At 34.9% G+C, this 16361-nt stretch carries 19 protein-coding genes; 9 read left to right on the plus strand and 10 right to left on the minus strand.

The features are described from left to right. The first annotated feature begins 80 nt into the window (after positions 1–80). On the plus strand, positions 81–713 hold the full coding sequence (locus ES765_RS07360) for a WbqC family protein (protein ID WP_138112756.1): 633 nt from the start codon (positions 81–83) through the stop codon (positions 711–713). Then, positions 706–1026 (plus strand): DUF6122 family protein, encoded by a 321-nt coding sequence (locus ES765_RS22255; protein ID WP_138112758.1) that lies wholly within the window; start codon positions 706–708, stop codon positions 1024–1026. Before ES765_RS07360 ends, ES765_RS22255 begins: the two co-directional genes overlap by 8 nt. Here the strand turns inward: ES765_RS22255 and ES765_RS07370 are convergent. The 7 genes from ES765_RS07370 to ES765_RS07400 all read right to left on the minus strand — a co-directional run bounded on the left by ES765_RS07370 (position 1007) and on the right by ES765_RS07400 (position 7189). Beyond that, positions 1007–1837, minus strand: coding sequence for an endonuclease/exonuclease/phosphatase family protein (locus ES765_RS07370; protein WP_171017255.1), 831 nt, complete (start codon positions 1835–1837; stop codon positions 1007–1009). The genes ES765_RS22255 and ES765_RS07370 overlap by 20 nt on opposite strands. Before the next feature lie 197 nt (positions 1838–2034). After that, complete coding sequence (locus ES765_RS07375) at positions 2035–2913, minus strand: rhomboid family intramembrane serine protease (RefSeq protein WP_138112762.1); 879 nt, start codon at positions 2911–2913, stop codon at positions 2035–2037. Positions 2914–2916: 3 nt separating this feature from the next. Next, positions 2917–3660: a rhomboid family intramembrane serine protease gene (locus ES765_RS07380; protein ID WP_138112764.1), complete on the minus strand. Its 744-nt coding sequence runs from the start codon at positions 3658–3660 to the stop codon at positions 2917–2919. Further along, complete coding sequence (mutL, locus tag ES765_RS07385; RefSeq protein WP_138112766.1) at positions 3661–5511, minus strand: DNA mismatch repair endonuclease MutL; 1851 nt, start codon at positions 5509–5511, stop codon at positions 3661–3663. Continuing rightward, on the minus strand, positions 5511–5810 hold the full coding sequence (locus ES765_RS07390; RefSeq protein WP_138112768.1) for a riboflavin synthase subunit beta: 300 nt from the start codon (positions 5808–5810) through the stop codon (positions 5511–5513). The genes mutL and ES765_RS07390 overlap by 1 nt, the downstream gene beginning before the upstream one ends. A 129-nt stretch (positions 5811–5939) precedes the next feature. Continuing rightward, on the minus strand, positions 5940–6422 hold the full coding sequence (ribH, locus tag ES765_RS07395; protein ID WP_138112770.1) for a 6,7-dimethyl-8-ribityllumazine synthase: 483 nt from the start codon (positions 6420–6422) through the stop codon (positions 5940–5942). Continuing rightward, on the minus strand, positions 6422–7189 hold the full coding sequence (locus ES765_RS07400) for a tetratricopeptide repeat protein (RefSeq protein WP_138112772.1): 768 nt from the start codon (positions 7187–7189) through the stop codon (positions 6422–6424). The genes ribH and ES765_RS07400 overlap by 1 nt, the downstream gene beginning before the upstream one ends. Before the next feature lie 123 nt (positions 7190–7312). Here ES765_RS07400 and recF point away from each other — a divergent pair, with 123 nt between their 5' ends. Genes recF through ES765_RS07415 form a run of 3 tightly spaced genes read left to right on the plus strand, consistent with a single transcriptional unit; the run spans position 7313 to position 9107 of the window. Continuing rightward, complete coding sequence (gene recF / locus ES765_RS07405) at positions 7313–8392, plus strand: DNA replication/repair protein RecF (RefSeq protein ID WP_138112774.1); 1080 nt, start codon at positions 7313–7315, stop codon at positions 8390–8392. Further along, positions 8392–8811 carry a hypothetical protein gene (locus ES765_RS07410; protein ID WP_138112776.1) on the plus strand — a complete coding sequence of 140 codons (420 nt, stop codon included), beginning with the start codon at positions 8392–8394 and terminating at the stop codon, positions 8809–8811. Before recF ends, ES765_RS07410 begins: the two co-directional genes overlap by 1 nt. Continuing rightward, positions 8811–9107, plus strand: coding sequence for a DUF721 domain-containing protein (locus tag ES765_RS07415; protein ID WP_138112778.1), 297 nt, complete (start codon positions 8811–8813; stop codon positions 9105–9107). The genes ES765_RS07410 and ES765_RS07415 overlap by 1 nt, the downstream gene beginning before the upstream one ends. 111 nt (positions 9108–9218) lie before the next feature. Here ES765_RS07415 and ES765_RS07420 read toward each other — a convergent pair whose 3' ends face one another. Together ES765_RS07420 and ES765_RS07425 are read right to left on the minus strand one after the other, a co-directional pair. After that, on the minus strand, positions 9219–9638 hold the full coding sequence (locus ES765_RS07420) for a nucleoside-diphosphate kinase (RefSeq protein ID WP_138112780.1): 420 nt from the start codon (positions 9636–9638) through the stop codon (positions 9219–9221). Positions 9639–9683: 45 nt separating this feature from the next. Then, entirely contained in the window at positions 9684–10709 is a 1026-nt protein-coding gene (locus ES765_RS07425) for an alkaline phosphatase D family protein (protein WP_138112782.1), read from the minus strand. Positions 10710–10784: 75 nt separating this feature from the next. Between ES765_RS07425 and ES765_RS07430 the strand changes: the two genes are divergently transcribed. From ES765_RS07430 to ES765_RS07440, 3 genes are read left to right on the plus strand one after another with little or no spacing between them, the layout of a single operon-like run. Then, positions 10785–11801 carry a DHH family phosphoesterase gene (locus tag ES765_RS07430; RefSeq protein WP_138112784.1) on the plus strand — a complete coding sequence of 339 codons (1017 nt, stop codon included), beginning with the start codon at positions 10785–10787 and terminating at the stop codon, positions 11799–11801. Next, entirely contained in the window at positions 11798–12331 is a 534-nt protein-coding gene (gene gldI, locus ES765_RS07435) for a gliding motility-associated peptidyl-prolyl isomerase GldI (protein WP_138112786.1), read from the plus strand. The genes ES765_RS07430 and gldI overlap by 4 nt, the downstream gene beginning before the upstream one ends. Before the next feature lie 27 nt (positions 12332–12358). Continuing rightward, positions 12359–13498 carry a peptidylprolyl isomerase gene (locus ES765_RS07440; RefSeq protein ID WP_138112788.1) on the plus strand — a complete coding sequence of 380 codons (1140 nt, stop codon included), beginning with the start codon at positions 12359–12361 and terminating at the stop codon, positions 13496–13498. 55 nt (positions 13499–13553) lie between these two features. On the opposite strand, the gene ES765_RS07445 is transcribed toward ES765_RS07440, so the two are convergent. Continuing rightward, positions 13554–15005, minus strand: a complete 1452-nt coding sequence (locus ES765_RS07445; protein ID WP_138112790.1) for an aminoacyl-histidine dipeptidase — start codon at positions 15003–15005, stop codon at positions 13554–13556. A 67-nt stretch (positions 15006–15072) separates the two neighbouring features. Here ES765_RS07445 and ES765_RS07450 point away from each other — a divergent pair, with 67 nt between their 5' ends. Then, positions 15073–16140, plus strand: a complete 1068-nt coding sequence (locus ES765_RS07450) for a DUF3810 domain-containing protein (RefSeq protein ID WP_138112792.1) — start codon at positions 15073–15075, stop codon at positions 16138–16140. Positions 16141–16361: the final 221 nt, after the last annotated feature.

A 16361-nucleotide genomic window follows, 5' to 3' on the forward strand; every position in this document is an offset into this window, starting at 1 on the left:
TGGTATTAAGTAGTATTGAGATGAATTGATGCTTCTTAATTGAACATTAGATATGACTACTAAAAAATAAAACTAAACAGATGAAATTAATTCATCCTACCTATTTTCCGAACATACTCACGTTCAGTTATATCATGCATCATTCTATATGTTGGGAAGTAGAAGACAATTACCAAAAACAGACCTTTAGAAATAGAACCTATATATCTACTGATAGAGGTAAACATATTATGAGTATCCCTATTGTTCATGCAGGCAAAGCCAATGGGCGAAAGAAATATAAGGATGTAATAATAGATAATTCATACCCTTGGCAACGACAACATTGGCGTACATTAGAAACGGCCTACAGAACTTCACCGTTTTTTGAATTCTATGAGGATGAAATTAAAACGTTGTATACGCAAACTTTTGAACGATTATTGGATTTCAATTTAAAGACCATAGAAATAATTTTTGATTGTCTTCAATTAGAGATGCCTAAAACAACTTCAGAAATTTTTGAAGAAATACCAGCCAATAAAAAAGATTTTAGATCTTTAGCTAGTGCGAAATTTAAACATCAATTATCTATAGAACCTTATGTTCAGGTATTTGGTGATCGCCATGGGTTTCTAAACAATTTAAGCATTTTAGACCTCCTGTTCAATGTAGGCCCTAATGCCGTGAACTACCTAAATCAAGAATTCATACCACCTAAAGAAAATGATTAGGTTTTTAGCTCATTATGGGATACATTTTATTGTTCCCATTTTAATCACATTTTACTTTTACAAAGACAATCGAGTTTGGGTTGCAATCATTCTATTGTCGGGCATACTTATTGACGTGGACCATATCTTAGCAAATCCGATGTTTGACCCTAATCGGTGTAGTATAAATTTTCATCCATTACATAACTATTGGGCTATAGCATTATATATAGTACTTTTTTCTATTAAGAAAACAAGAGTTTTCGGCTTGGCTTTTCTGCTTCATATACTTGCAGATATAGTAGATTGCCTATTTATTCATTCTGAATTTTAATAGTCGCCATAATTGGCTCATGATCTGAAAGATCAATATTATAATTCTTATGAGATAGGATTTGAAATGATGTATCGGCTAGAATAAAATCGATTCTAAATGGGAATTTCCAAAAGTTGATTGTTTGACCATATCCATGTCCTTTCTCTAAAAAACTATCCTTTAAATCACCTTTTATATTGAAATAGACCCTTGAAAATTGATTGTTATTAAAGTCTCCACATACGATATTTGGAAAAGGACTCTTATCCATATGCTGCTGAACAATTTCTGACTGTTCTTGCTGTTTTTGGAATGAATTTCTTAATCTAGCTAATAATCTATCAGAACGTTCTCTTTTAATATTATTCGGTCTAATATTTAGGGATTCTAAATGCAGGTTATAGATACGCAATGTATCCGTTTTAAATTTAACATCGACATAAATAGCACTATTAGAGGACTTCGGGAATTCTAAAAGGTCTTTTTTTATAATCTTATACTTAGAATATACTGCTTGTATGACACGTTCTCTATCTGAGTCAAAATCCACATATTTATAAGGATACTCTTCAAAATAATGAGACCTTACTTTTCGATAATCAAACTCTTGAAAACATATAATGTCTGGATTTTCATTTTTGATAAACTGAACAATAGTATCACCAGCAGTACTTTCCCATTCATCTTTCTTCCCCTTAAAGCCTAAACTATTAAAACTCATAATAGACACTATATCTTCATTTTTATCAGACGTGGTAGTGCTATTAAACCCAATAAAAGTACCTAACGCAAAGTACCCGTAGACCAATATAGAAAGTGGCAGTAGCATTAAAAATTTATTCTGTACCAACCAAAATAAAAAAAATAACATATTGACCAGTACTAATAAGGGAACCGCTAAACTTATAAAAGCCAAACTAGCAGAAGAGGTATATGGCACTATGCAAGCGAGTAAAAGGCAAAAAGAAAACAACATATTTACTAGAAACATCAGCTTATGAAAAAAAGAAACTTCTTTCATAGTGATCAATTCTCTTTACCTACCTTAAATAAAAAATCCTTTTCTATTTTAGAAAGGCTTTCATAACCAGACTTACTTATTTTATCAAGAATGGCGTCTATCTTTTTTTGATGCGTCTTTTTATCATAATCCACGGTTGAAGAAGAACTATTACTAGTTCGTTTATTCTTGTAAACAGTTTTCATTGGTGCTTTTTTTTCTGTCCTCTTGAATACGTTTACAAAAGCGTCCATGAATTTTGAAAAACCGGATCCTATATCTTTTCCCTTTAACAATTGACTAGCGTACAAGTAACCCAAAAATGCCCCTCCTAAATGTGCCAGATGGCCCCCAGAATTACTTAAAGGTAATTGTATCAAATCTGTAAGAACAACAAATGCACCTATGTACCATAGTTTAACATTAAAAAAGACAACCCGTACTTCTTGATTGGGCAAATAGGTACAAACAAAAATAAGCACAGCACTTGCACCTGCCGATGCACCAATTAGATACGCATTGGTATTAAAAAAAGCAGGGAAAATGTTATAACCTAAAACAAAAAACAAACCACCTAAAATGACACCCAGTATATACACGTTTAAGAAACGTTTTGCATCAAACAGATTAAGAAATATGCGGCCTACAAAATAAACAAGCAACATATTCCAAAACAGGTGCCCAAAACCACTGTGAAAAAAGGAATATGTGACGATTGACCATGGCTGAAATGCAATACCTACTATATCATTCGGCAATTCAAACCACTGCACAAAACTATTTTTTGGAATCCCCAAAAGAAAAGGCACCAACCCGTTAACGATAAAAACTAAAACGTTTATTGCTATTAGCTTTTCAGCTATATTTAACCTGCTATACTGATATTTTAAATCGGGTTGCGACATAACTTAGTTCCACCTCTTATTATTAAATTCATTTTTTTTCCAATACCACATCATCAAAAATCCAAATAAGGCTCCACCTACATGCGCGAAATGTGCGATACCTTGTCCGAATAAACTATAGCCTGTAACACCTGAGAATAAGTCTAGCGCAATAAGAACAGGAATAAAGAATTTTGCTTTTATAGGTACTGGTATAAACATAAGGAAAAGCTCACTATTAGGAAAAGACATTCCGAAGGCTACCAATACACCATAAATGGCACCCGAAGCACCAACTACAGGCGTATTAAAAGCACCTAGAAAATTGTCGATAGTTGATTTACCCGCAATGCTGTACCATTCTGTATTGTATTGTCCATTATTAATAATCTCCAATATATAGCTTTCGGTTAATCCTGAGTTGATTAATGCACTCATTCCCGCATTGTAATAATAATAGTTAACCCCTATATGAATCAATGCAGCTCCAAGACCAGCCGATATGTAGAAGAACAAGAACTTATTTCTCCCCCACATACGTTCTAAAGGAGTACCGAAGGCCCACAATGCATACATATTGAATAATATGTGCATAAACCCACCGTGCATAAACATATGCGTTAAGATTTGCCAAAGCTGAAAATGCTCATTCTTGGGAAAGTAAAGCGAGAACCACTCATACATCTGTTCGCCAAACATTTGAGTGGCTATAAAAAACAGTACGTTAATTATAAGTAAGTGTTTGATTGTTTCAGTTAGTCTACCCATTTAAATAAATTTTCGTTCAATATCATTCTCGGTTATCATAATATATACTTTCTTGTTAAACGGACTCAATGTTGTTTCCTTACAGGCAAACAGGTCATTGACTAATTTAACCTGAGAAACCTCATCTAACGTTTCTCCTGTCTTTACAGATAATGTCTTCGCAAGTGTTTTAGCAAGCATATCGCTTTGCGAAAAACTATCACCGGGCACTTCTTGCTGAAAATCTGACATCAGCTGTTCCATTATCATTTGAACTTCGCTTTCTGCTACCAAAACAGGCACACCCTTAATTTCAACTCCATCCTCATCTATCGCTCCAAAAACAAAACCTACTGTACATAAATTTTCTTTTATTTCCTTTAGGATACTTATTTCACTAGGTGAAAATGATAATGTAAGTGGAAACAATAGTTGCTGGCTCACAGCTTCTTTTATAGTAATATTCTTTAAAAATTTTTCATAAAGCACACGTTGATGCGCCCTACTCTGATTGATGACTACCATACCAGATTTTATGGTGGTGATTATGTATTTTTTACGTAATTGAAACGTAGTAGTGATATGATCGACAGCTTCATTCTCGCCATCAAAAATACTACTATTTACCACTTCAGACTCAAATTCTATCGTACTATGGTTAGTACCTTCAACACCTGCATCTAAACCAGCATACAAATTCTCCCACCCTTTAACACTCGGCTTTGAATAATTACCTGCTGAACTACCTTTTATAGGTTTAACGTCTTCGAATGGATTAAATGAGGAATCTACAACCACTTGTGGTATCCCAACTTGCTTTCTTTGATCACCATAAGGTGTTTCTAAATTCTGATTTTGGTCAAAATCTAATGCAGGTATTACATTGAACTGCCCTAAACTATGCTTAACCGTAGATTTAAGTATAGCGTATAAAGTATGTTCATCATCGAATTTCACCTCTGTTTTAGTAGGATGAATATTTATATCTATGGTACTAGGGGCTACCTCTAAATTAATAAAATAACCTGGGTGTGTTCCTGGGCGTATTAATCCTTCGAAAGCTCCTAATATAGCATGATGTAAATATGGACTTTTTATAAAGCGATTGTTGGCAAAGAAAAATTGCTCTCCCCTACTCTTTTTGGCAAATTCAGGTTTTTGAATATACCCTGATATTTTTACTACTTGAGTTTCCTCTTCAACAGGCACCAATTTCTCGTCTGTCTTTCTTCCAAAAATATGAACTATACGTTTTCTAAAATCATTGGCCGGCAACTGAAAAACATCACTCCCATTGTTGTAAAAACTAAATGCAACTTGAGGGTGCGCCAACGAAATTCTATGAAATTCATCAGTGATATGTCGATACTCTACCTGGTCCGATTTTAAAAAATTTCGTCTCGCAGGAATATTGAAAAACAAATTTTTAACAAGCATCGAAGTACCTTTTGGGGCAACCACCACTTCTTGTGTTACTACTTTACTACCCTCAATCTTTATTCGCGTACCAATTTCATCATCTTCAGTCTTCGTAACCATTTCAACATGTGCTATCGCTGCAATAGAGGCAAGTGCCTCACCTCTAAAACCTTTGGTATGCAAATTAAATAAATCTTCAGCCTTTTGAATTTTGGAAGTGGCATGCCGTTCAAAACTCAAACGAGCATCAGTACCACTCATACCCTTGCCGTTATCTACTATTTGGATCAATGTCTTACCTCCATCCTTGACAATAAGTTGAATTTCAGTTGCTTCTGCATCTATAGCATTTTCCATTAATTCCTTAACTACTGAAGATGGACGCTGAACCACCTCACCTGCAGCTATCTGATTGGCTACATGATCCGGTAATAGTCTAATGATATCGGCCATTATTTAGAAAAGAAAATTGAGAGGTCAAAATCAATAATAAAAAGAAAAACAAACACTAGAATAGCTAAGATTACGGCCATCCTAATTTTGATATTACGATCACCTTTTCGTTTGGTATCGTCAAAAGCACTATTGATTTTATTCTTTAATCCACGTGATGTTTGGAGAGTACTTCGAAATTGGTCAAACTTTGGCTCTATTTTATACGGATTAGCTTTATCCTTATTATCATAAAATCTAGGATTGTAATCAAATTGTCTGTTTTTTTGTAACCTAGTTATTTTACTAAACATCCCCATAATACCAAAGTTACTTAAAATTGAAAAATAGGGGCTATTCGGAATGCTAAAATTTGTTAACAGCAATGAAGCCTAAGTAGGGAGTTAAAATTAGAACGCAAAACAAGATGAAGTCAAAATAATAGAAAACTAGCTGCCAAGAACAGCCATTTTAATTGCTGCGATTGCTGCTTCAGCACCCTTATTACCGTGCTTACCTCCACTACGGTCTATGGCTTGTTGCATATTATTATCCGTGAGCACACAAAATATTACGGGAACATCCATAATAATATTTAAATCTTTTATCCCTTGTGCGGTGGCATCACAAACAAAATCAAAATGTTTAGTCTCTCCTTGTATAACACTACCTACTGCTATAACGGCATCAACATTTTGGGTATTTATCATTTTCTTGGAGCCAAAAGTTAATTCAAAACTTCCGGGAACATTCCATCTTGTTATATCTTGCTTTTCGACCCCACAATCTAATAATGCTTCTTCAGCACCAGAGTAAAGTCCTTCGGTAATTTCAGCATTCCATTCTGAAACAACAATCCCAAACCGAAGACCTTTCGCATTTGGGATTGTTGTTTTATCGTAAACTGATAAATTTTTATTAATTGTAGCCATTATGCTCCACTTTTAGCCATTCCTATAAAAGCATTTATAGAATTTGCATTTTCAGATTTTGGATACTCGTCCTTAATTCTTTGAAAGAAGCCAAAGGCCTTATCCTTTTCACCCATTTCCAACGCTGTTACACCAGCTTTATATAAAAATTTAGGTGTAGTATAATCATTTTTGCTGTGCGCAACGGCAGCTTCATAGTACCCTAAAGCGTCAGAGGGTTGGCCTAATTGCATGAAAGCATCTCCCAATCCACCTTTCGCTAAAGCACCTAGAACAGCGTCTTCAGAGCTAAAATCCTCTAAATAAGTAATTGCTTCTTGGTATTTATTCATATTCAAATATGACATACCCGCACTATAGTTAGCTAAATTTGCAGCCTGGGTACCTCTGTATTCTTCAATAATATCTTTAAAACCGTATTTACCTTCAGCACCTTCCAAAGCCAATGTAAATAACGAATCTTTAGCTGTAGTACTAGCCAAGGCTTGATCAAAATATTGTTGTGGATAGTACATTTCATTCGCTGCACTTGCCTCCTTAGGTTTAACCACAAATTGGCTGTAGGCTAAATAACCTAAAACGCTAATAGCTACAACTCCAATGGCACCCAATATGTAATTCTGATTTTTAGAAACCCACTCCTCTGATCTAGAAGCTCCTTCATCCAACGAACTAAATACTTCTGCTGTAGTACTTTCCTGTTCATCGAATTCTTGCTTTTCAGCTTTAGTTTCGGGTTTATATCCTCTTTTCTTATATGTAGCCATATCTATATTTATTGGTCGCGCAAAAATAAAGTTTTTATTGAAATCCTATGGTGTATTTATTCGTTATTTTTGGATATTATAAGGTAGTTTTCGCTTATCAAATCCCAAAATTCAAGAATTTTAATGCTGCTGAGACAATTATCATTAATTAATTATAAAAATTTTGAGTCCAAAGAACTTGTATTCGATTCTAAAATAAATTGTTTTGTTGGTGATAATGGGGTTGGAAAAACCAACATTCTAGATTCCATATACCATATATCCTTCGGAAAAAGCTATTTTAATCCTATTTCTTCTCAGAACATACGACATGGGTCTGATTTTTTTGTAATTGATGGAACTTTTGAAAAAGACAATCGGGACGAAAAAGTAGTCTGTAGTCTAAAAAAGAACAATAAAAAAATTATCAAGAGAAATGGCAAAGCGTATGACCGTTTTGCAGATCATATTGGCTTTCTGCCCTTGGTAATGATTTCACCAGCAGATCGAGACCTTATAATTGAAGGTAGTGAAACCCGTAGAAAATTTATTGATGGGGTTATCTCACAATCGGATAAAATCTATTTACAACACCTCATCAACTACAACAAAGTGCTATCTCAACGAAACGCACTCTTAAAATATTTCGCAGCCAACCGAACCTTTAACAAAGACACTTTGGCCGTTTACAATGAACAATTGAATACCTACGGAACCGAAATATTTAAAAAAAGGAATTCATTTATAGATGCCTTTATCCCTATTTTCCAAGAACAATATAAAGCAATAACCGGAAACACCGAAAATGTAAGGCTTACCTATGATAGTAAATTAGTAGACGATGGGCTTCTTGGTTTATTAGAGAAAAATCTTGATAAAGACCGTGCCTTGCAATACACCAGTGTAGGCATTCATAAAGATGACCTCAACTTTGAAATTAGTGGATTTCCTATAAAAAAATTCGGTAGCCAAGGACAACAGAAATCATTTTTGATTGCGTTGAAATTTGCCCAATTTCACTTTATGAAATCTCAAAGTGAAGTAACCCCTATTTTAATTTTGGATGATATTTTTGATAAATTAGATGAACACCGAGTATCACATATAATCACATTGGTAAATAATGAAAATTTTGGTCAAATATTCATTAGCGACACCCATGCAAAACGAACAGAAGATGTGGTGAAAAAAATTCATCAGTCCTACAAAATATTTAAGTTATAATGATGAAATACATAAGTTTATTTAGTTTGCTATTTATTACCTCATGCACTACTTCGGTAGAAAAGGAGCAGTTACATTTGTTAAATGGTTATTGGGAAATAAAAGAGGTGCGGTTTTCTGATGGCACCAAGAAAGAATATAAAATTAATAGCACAGTTGACTATATAATGTTAGATTCCCTTAAAGGCTTTCGCAAAAAAGTGAATCCTAAATTTAATGGTACATATGAAACTTCTGATGATGCAGAACCCTTGTATATCCGTATTGAAAATGATTCCATTTTTATGGAATATAAAAACAATCTAACCACTTGGAAAGAAGTTTTACTATCCCTTAATCAAAGTAACTTCTCCGTTAAGAACGACCAAGGAATTATTTATCATTACAAAAGATTTGAACCTATTAATATAACGCCATAATGCCGAGACGAGAGAACGACAATTTATCAATGAAAGATGCCCTATCTGCATTCATTCAAAAAAATAAATTGGAAAAAGGAATGAATAAGGTAAATGCCAGAGAGGCTTGGGCTAGATTGATGGGAAATGGTGTCAACAATTATACTACCGACATAGAACTAAGAAACGACACCCTCTTTATCTCTCTTTCTTCTTCTGTACTTCGAGAAGAATTAAGTTTGGGCAAATCGAAAATCATCTCGATGATTAATGAAGAAATCGGCAAAGATTTAGTGAAAAAATTAGTACTACGCTAGTTGTTGATTTAACAAACCTGTATACGTATTCTATTTCTCTTTAAAAGCGGGATAGATACAGTAAAAAACCAGCCCTAGGGCTGGTTTTTTACTGTATTATGTTTTTCATATTTAGTAAATTTCTCTACCTGAGAAATGAAATGAGCCTTCAATAGCAGCATTCTCATCACTATCAGAACCATGAACTGCGTTTGCTGAAATATCAGTAGCGAATAACTTACGAATGGTACCTTCAGCAGCATCTGCAGGATTAGTTGCACCGATTAGCGCTCTAAAATCTTCTACTGCATTTTCTTTTTCTAGAATTGCAGCAACAATAGTTCCTCTTGTCATAAACTCAACCAATTCCCCAAAGAAAGGACGCTCTCTGTGTACTCCATAAAATTCTTGTGCATCCCTTAAGCTAAGTTGTGTATATTTCATAGCCACTATTTTAAATCCAGAAGCTGTAATCTTTTCTAATATAGCACCTATATGCCCATTCTCAACGGCATCTGGCTTAATCATGGTAAATGTTCTATTCGTACTCATATCTTAATTTTTGCGCAAAAATACATTTTTCCCTATAACTGACAACTATTCAAAGACTTGTTCTAACTTTTCTAGAACGACCCCATTATCCCCAATGATTTCAAAATCAACCTTCTTAGCGCTAAAATCAAATTCTAAAACCCCAAAACTTTCCATAGAAATAACCTCCCCTACTCGGTATGGGTTCGGCTCTCCTGAAAATCCTTTGTAAGCATGTGTAAGTCCGCTACTTGTAAAGTCAATCAAAGGATAGTTCATGCCTTTGAATTTGGTTCTTGAGAACTCAGAAATATGCCGATCTCCAGACAATATAATTACCCCCTTTGCCTTTGATTTTACAATTAATCGCTCTAAGCGATTAACCTCATGAGGGAAATTACCCCAAGTTTCAAAACCATGCTCATTCGATAAGTATTGAATACTACTGACAATCACGTTGAAATCGGCTTCTGAATTGCTTAATTCATTTTCCAACCACAACCATTGTATCTCACCCAAAACGGTGCCTACACCATAGTCGTTAGGCTTAATACGCATATTAGTTTCGGTATCTGGCGTTAGGGGCGTTCTAAAATAACGTGTATCTAAAACAATCACATGTATAGTTCCGTCTTTTACTACATATTCTTTCGACATATACACCCCTTCTTGTTTTCGTAATGGACTATCAAGAGAGACATTCATGAAATTTAAAAATTCCTGTTGACTTTCGTCTTTTGCCATATACTCCACTCCTCCATCATTCAAACCGTAATCATGATCATCCCATGTACCAATAATATCAATAGTCTCTACTAATTTCGCGTACCCTTCTACCTGCTTTTGCTTGGAATACATTTCACTTAAAACCTGCATATCATCAGTATCCGCGTAAATATTATCACCACCCCACACCCAAACATCTGGCTTTGTTTTTAAAATGTCGTCCCATAAAAGATTAGGTAAATCGGTTCTATTACAAGAACCAAATGCCAGTACAAAATCGGCAGTTTCAATTGCATCACCTAAAGCCGTTTTTGTTGTTGTGCAGGATAAGCATGTAAACAAAAGAGAAATCAAAGAAATTTTCATGTAAAATAATTAAGTCTTAACAAAATTAAGGTATTCGATTTAAAGCCTATATTATTAAATTGTATCTTTGCCGCCATGAATTTAGAGCACCTAAATGCGCTTAAAGAGCTACTTTCTTCTTCAAAGAAAATAGCGATTATTCCACATAAAAATCCTGATGGTGATGCTATTGGCTCAACGTTGGCACTTTGGCATTATCTTATTAATGGTGGCCATAACGCAAGTATTGTCTCGCCTAACGATTTTCCTAAGTTTTTAAAATGGATGCCAGGTGCGGATCAAATATTAAATTTCGAAAAGGAAAATACACAATCAAAATCATGCATCAATAATGCAGATGTGATATTCACGCTAGATTTCAATCACTTAGGGCGAGTGGGCCAAATGAGTGGAATATTAGAATCAGCGAATGCTACATTTGTTATGATCGATCATCACCAAGAACCATCTGATTATGCAGAAATTATGTATTCTGATGTGACCATGAGTTCTACATGTGAAATGGTCTACAGCTTACTTCGTAAATTAGGTGATACCCATAGTATTACTTCAGAAATGGCCAACTGTATTTATACAGGAATAATGACAGATACTGGGTCCTTCAAGTTCGCAGCAACCACCAGCAACACACATAGAGTTGTAGCAGAACTTATGGATAAAGGTGCAGAAGGCACAGAAATTCATCATCGCATTTACGACACCAATTCACCTAGCAGATTACATTTATTAGGTTGTGCTCTAAAGAATATGGTTATTCTGCAAGAGCAACAAACGGCATACATTACGCTTAGCCAAGAAGAATTAGACAGGTACAAGTACCAAAAAGGTGATACAGAAGGTTTCGTCAATTACGGTCTAACGTTAGATGGAATACGTTTTGCTGTTATATTTATTGAAAATAAAGAAGAAGGGATTTTAAAAATTTCTTTCAGGTCAGTAGGTGATTTTTCGGTAAATGATTTTGCAAGAAAGCACTTTAATGGAGGAGGTCATACCAATGCCGCAGGTGGAAAAAGTGATGACTCTATAGAAGATACTATCCTTTATTTCACATCGTTATTACCTCAATATATGAATCAATTACAATCATGAGATTAGTTTCTGTTATATTTCTTATGATTATTTTCAGTAGCTGTGGCGGACCAAAACCGAGAAAGCCCGTACAGACAAAAAGCGGCAGTTTTTTCAAAGCCTCTATTGAAAGGAGCCAAAAATTATTAGAAGACGAAGAAGGTAAAATTCAAAATATCATAAAATTAGACTCCTTAAAGCATTATTCCCATAGTGCTTCCGGTTCGTGGTATCACTACTTAGCCGTTAATGACACAACAGAATACACCCCGAAAACAGATGATTTAGTGGTATTTAATTATGACATATTAACATTAAATAATGACACCATCTATTCCAAAAAAGACATTGGTGTTGTCACTTACAAAGTAGACAAACAAGAACTTTTTCAAGGCCTTCGAGATGCTGTTAAATTATTAAAAGTACATGAACGTGCTACGTTCTTATTCCCGTCTTCATTGGCATTTGGGTATCACGGTGATGAAAATAAAATTGGTAGTAATACTCCCTTAAAATCTACCATCACCATTTTACAGATTGAAAAACAATAAAAAACTAAGTAAATTAAAATGACTATTATGATTAAAAAAATGTACTTACTAGCAGTTATAGGTCTACTTATGGCGAGCTGTAAAACTAGCAAAAGAGCCGATTTAGGCGATGGTTTGTTTGCAGATATAAAAACCTCTATGGGCGATATTATCGTTCGTTTGGAGCAAGACATAACCCCTATTACCGTTGCCAACTTTGTGTCTTTAGCAGAAGGAACAAATCCATTTGTTAGTGAAGAGTACAAAGATAAAAAGTTTTATGACAGTATTGTATTTCATAGAATTATTAAAGATTTTATGATTCAAGGGGGAGATCCTTTAGGACAAGGATCAGGTAATCCAGGGTACAAATTCATGGATGAATTCAATGACTCTTTGGTGCATGATAAAAAAGGTATTTTATCAATGGCAAACTCAGGACCTACCACCAATGGAAGTCAATTTTTCATTACACATAAAGCTACACCATGGTTAAACAACAAGCATACTGTTTTTGGTGAAGTAATTGAAGGTATGGATGTTGTAGATTCTATTGCTAATGTACCCGTTGGAGCGGGAAGTAAACCTATTGAACCCGTTATAATGAATACTGTTGAGATTATTCGCAATGGAAAAGAGGCTCGTAAATTTGATGCGGTCAAAGTAATGACGGAATATTTCGATAAAGAAGAAGAAAGGTTGGCTGTAATTGAAAAAGAAAAAGCTAAAAAACTAGCTGAAGTACAGAAAATTAAAACCGAATTTTTAGCAGAAATTAAATCCCAAAAAGCAAAAGCAATAGCTTTACCTTCTGGACTTAAAGTTTTAACCTTAGAAAGCGGAACAGGTGAAAAACCAACAATTGGCCAAAAGGTTGATGTTATGTACGCTGGCTACTTAATGGACGGTACCTTGTTCGATAGTAATTATGCAGAGGTGGCAAAAAAGTACGGTACTTTTGATTTGAACAGAGAACAAGCGATGGGATACATGCCTGTCCCAATGGACTATACTCCTGAATCACGTTTAATTGCCGGATTTAGAGAAGGTTTATTGACAATGAAGGTGGGTGATAAAGTTCGCTTATTCATACCATCGCATTTAGGATACGGTGCACAAGGCGGAGGCCCGATTCCAGCAGATGCTGATTTAGTATTTGATTTAGAAATTACAGGAATAGTACAATAATTATTGTGTACTATAAAAAACCCGTTAGTTCATTCTAACGGGTTTTTTTATGCTTTTATTTTTCTGGTGTAACTGCTAGTATTGCAATAAGAAATTTCCAAAACTTCTGTACTGAAGATATACTGACACGCTCGTCTGGCGAGTGCGCTCCTAATATTGTAGGTCCGAAACTTACCATATCGATTTGTGGGTAATTCTGACCTAATATACCACATTCTAAACCCGCATGGCATGCAATTACCTTTGGCTCTTCTTTGAACAATTTAATATATGTATGCTTGGTAATAGATAGGATTTCAGAATCCGGATTTGGACTCCAACCCGGGTAATCACCTGAAAGGTCCACTTCGAATCCTCCCAATTCAAAAACCGAACGCAACGCATTGGCTAAATCTAATTTTGCAGAATCAACGGATGAACGCGTAAGACAGCCAATAATAATCTTACCGTCTTTAACTACTATTTTTGCTACGTTATTAGACGTTTCAACTAAATTTTTAATAGCAGCACTCATTGCATATACTCCATTATGAGCAGCGTAGATGGATTTTATCAATTTTCCTTGAGCACCTAAACCCATGACTTTTTTCGCCGGTTCTATTTCAGATAGGCTAATGATAACATTAGGTTCTTGTATTTTTAATTCCGTCTTGATGGCATCAGACAATTCATTGAATTTATTCGTGAATTCCTCTACCTGCTTTCTACCAATATTCAATTGGCAAAGACTTTCTCTAGGGATTGCATTTCGTAAACTACCACCCTTCAAAGAACTAATACGCATGTTAAAGTCAAGCCCTAAATAAAGCAAACGGTTCATAATTTTGTTGGCATTGCCCTGCCCCTTATAAATATCCATACCGCTGTGGCCACCCTTCAATCCTTTCACAGTAATTTGAAGTCCCGCATCACCATGTACACAAGACTTTTCATTATACGTGCGTTTGGCGGTAACATCGACACCACCAGCGCATCCTATATCAATTTCATCGTCTTCTTCGGTATCTAGATTTAAAAGTATTTCTCCTTTTAAAACTCCTCCTTTTAATCCAAAAGCACCTGTCATACCCGTTTCTTCATCAATTGTAAACAATGCTTCAAGCGCCGGATGCGGAACAGAATCACTCTCTAACAAAGCCATTATAGCTGCGACTCCCATTCCGTTATCGGCCCCTAATGTGGTTCCTTTAGCTTTAACCCAATCGCCATCAACGAACATTTCTATTCCTTGTGTATCAAAATTAAATTGAGTATCACCATTTTTTTGATGCACCATATCTAAATGACTCTGCAGTGTAACCATTTTTTTAGACTCCATACCTTTTGTGGCAGGCTTCCTGATTATGACATTCCCTGTATCATCAGAAAAAGTTTCCAAGCCAAGTTTGTTGCCAAAATCCATCATAAAGGCAATTACCCTTTCCTCTTTTTTAGAAGCTCTAGGCACCTCATTTAATTTCGAAAAATTATTCCAAACCGACTTAGGTTCTAATTGATTAATCTTCATAGCATTATTTCATAGTTAATGTTGCCAAAAATACTGATAGAAAAAGGATTTCGCTATTTTTGAGATAATGAAGATATCATTAAAAAATGCCGTCGCACTTTCATTGGTTCCCCAAATCATTCTAGTGAAATGGCTCGGGCAGCATGCGGCTTTAGTAGAAGATTATTATAGTAATGGATTATATCCATTTATTTCAAAATTTTTCAGATTTCTATTCGGTTGGGTTCCTTTTTCTGTTGGTGATCTACTTTATTTCGCACTAATACTAAGTGCTCTTATTTATTTGATAACCCAAAGAAAATCTATTTGGCAACACAAACTTATATTTCTGAGAGACATTGCTATGGTATTATCAGTAACCTATTTCACGTTCCATATGATGTGGGGACTAAACTATTACCGAGAACCATTGGCAATTAAACTGAAATTGATAGAAACCAAAGACTATCAAGAATTGGTCGATTTCACTCAAAAGTTGATTACAAAAACAAATGAAGCGCAATTAAAAATAACCAAGGATTCTAGCTTGGCTGTAGTTATCCCCTATACACAAAACGAAATTTTTAATATGACCGTTGCCGGATATAACAACCTAGAAATAATACATCCATTTTTAATGTATACCACTCCCAGCGTAAAGACGTCGCTATTCAGTACAGGATTAACCTATATGGGTTATGCCGGTTACCTAAATCCTTTTACAAATGAAGCGCAAACAAATGGCATTCTCCCCAATTTTAGGTTCCCGGTGGTTGTAGGTCATGAAATTGGTCATCAACTGGGCTATTCTGCAGAGAACGAAACAAACTTTATCGGGTACTTGGTTACTGCAAAAAATAAAGATGCGTATTTTCAATATGCTGCCTATGCGTATGCGTTGGGGTATTGTTTAAATGACATAAGACGCGGAGATCAAGAAGTTTTTGACCGTTTAATTCCCTCCTTAAACCCAGGTGTAAAAAGTAATTTTCAGGAAATGGCTATTTTCTGGAATTCGTATAAGAACCCGATGGAACCCGTTTTTAAATCTATTTTCAATTCTTTTTTAAAGGCAAATAATCAACCTGAAGGCATCAAGAGTTACAACGCCGTGGTATCGCTTTTGGTAGCCTATCACAAACAATATCCCTTATAAACCGATTTCAGAAAATTACTTTTTTTTATACAGAAAGCCTAGTTACAGTTTAATGATTTACTAAGTCAAAATCCTTATCTGTAATATTGAATTTCCAACTGTAAATTCCAAAATTAGAATCCATTACAGCAACTCTAATTTAGAGATTTTATCAATTAATTACGTATTCCCATTTTAGGTTAAACTTTGTGTTAAACAAAAGTGAAATAGGCCGAAGATAC

This window comes from Maribacter sp. ACAM166 (genome assembly GCF_005771495.1).
GTDB lineage: Bacteria > Bacteroidota > Bacteroidia > Flavobacteriales > Flavobacteriaceae > Maribacter.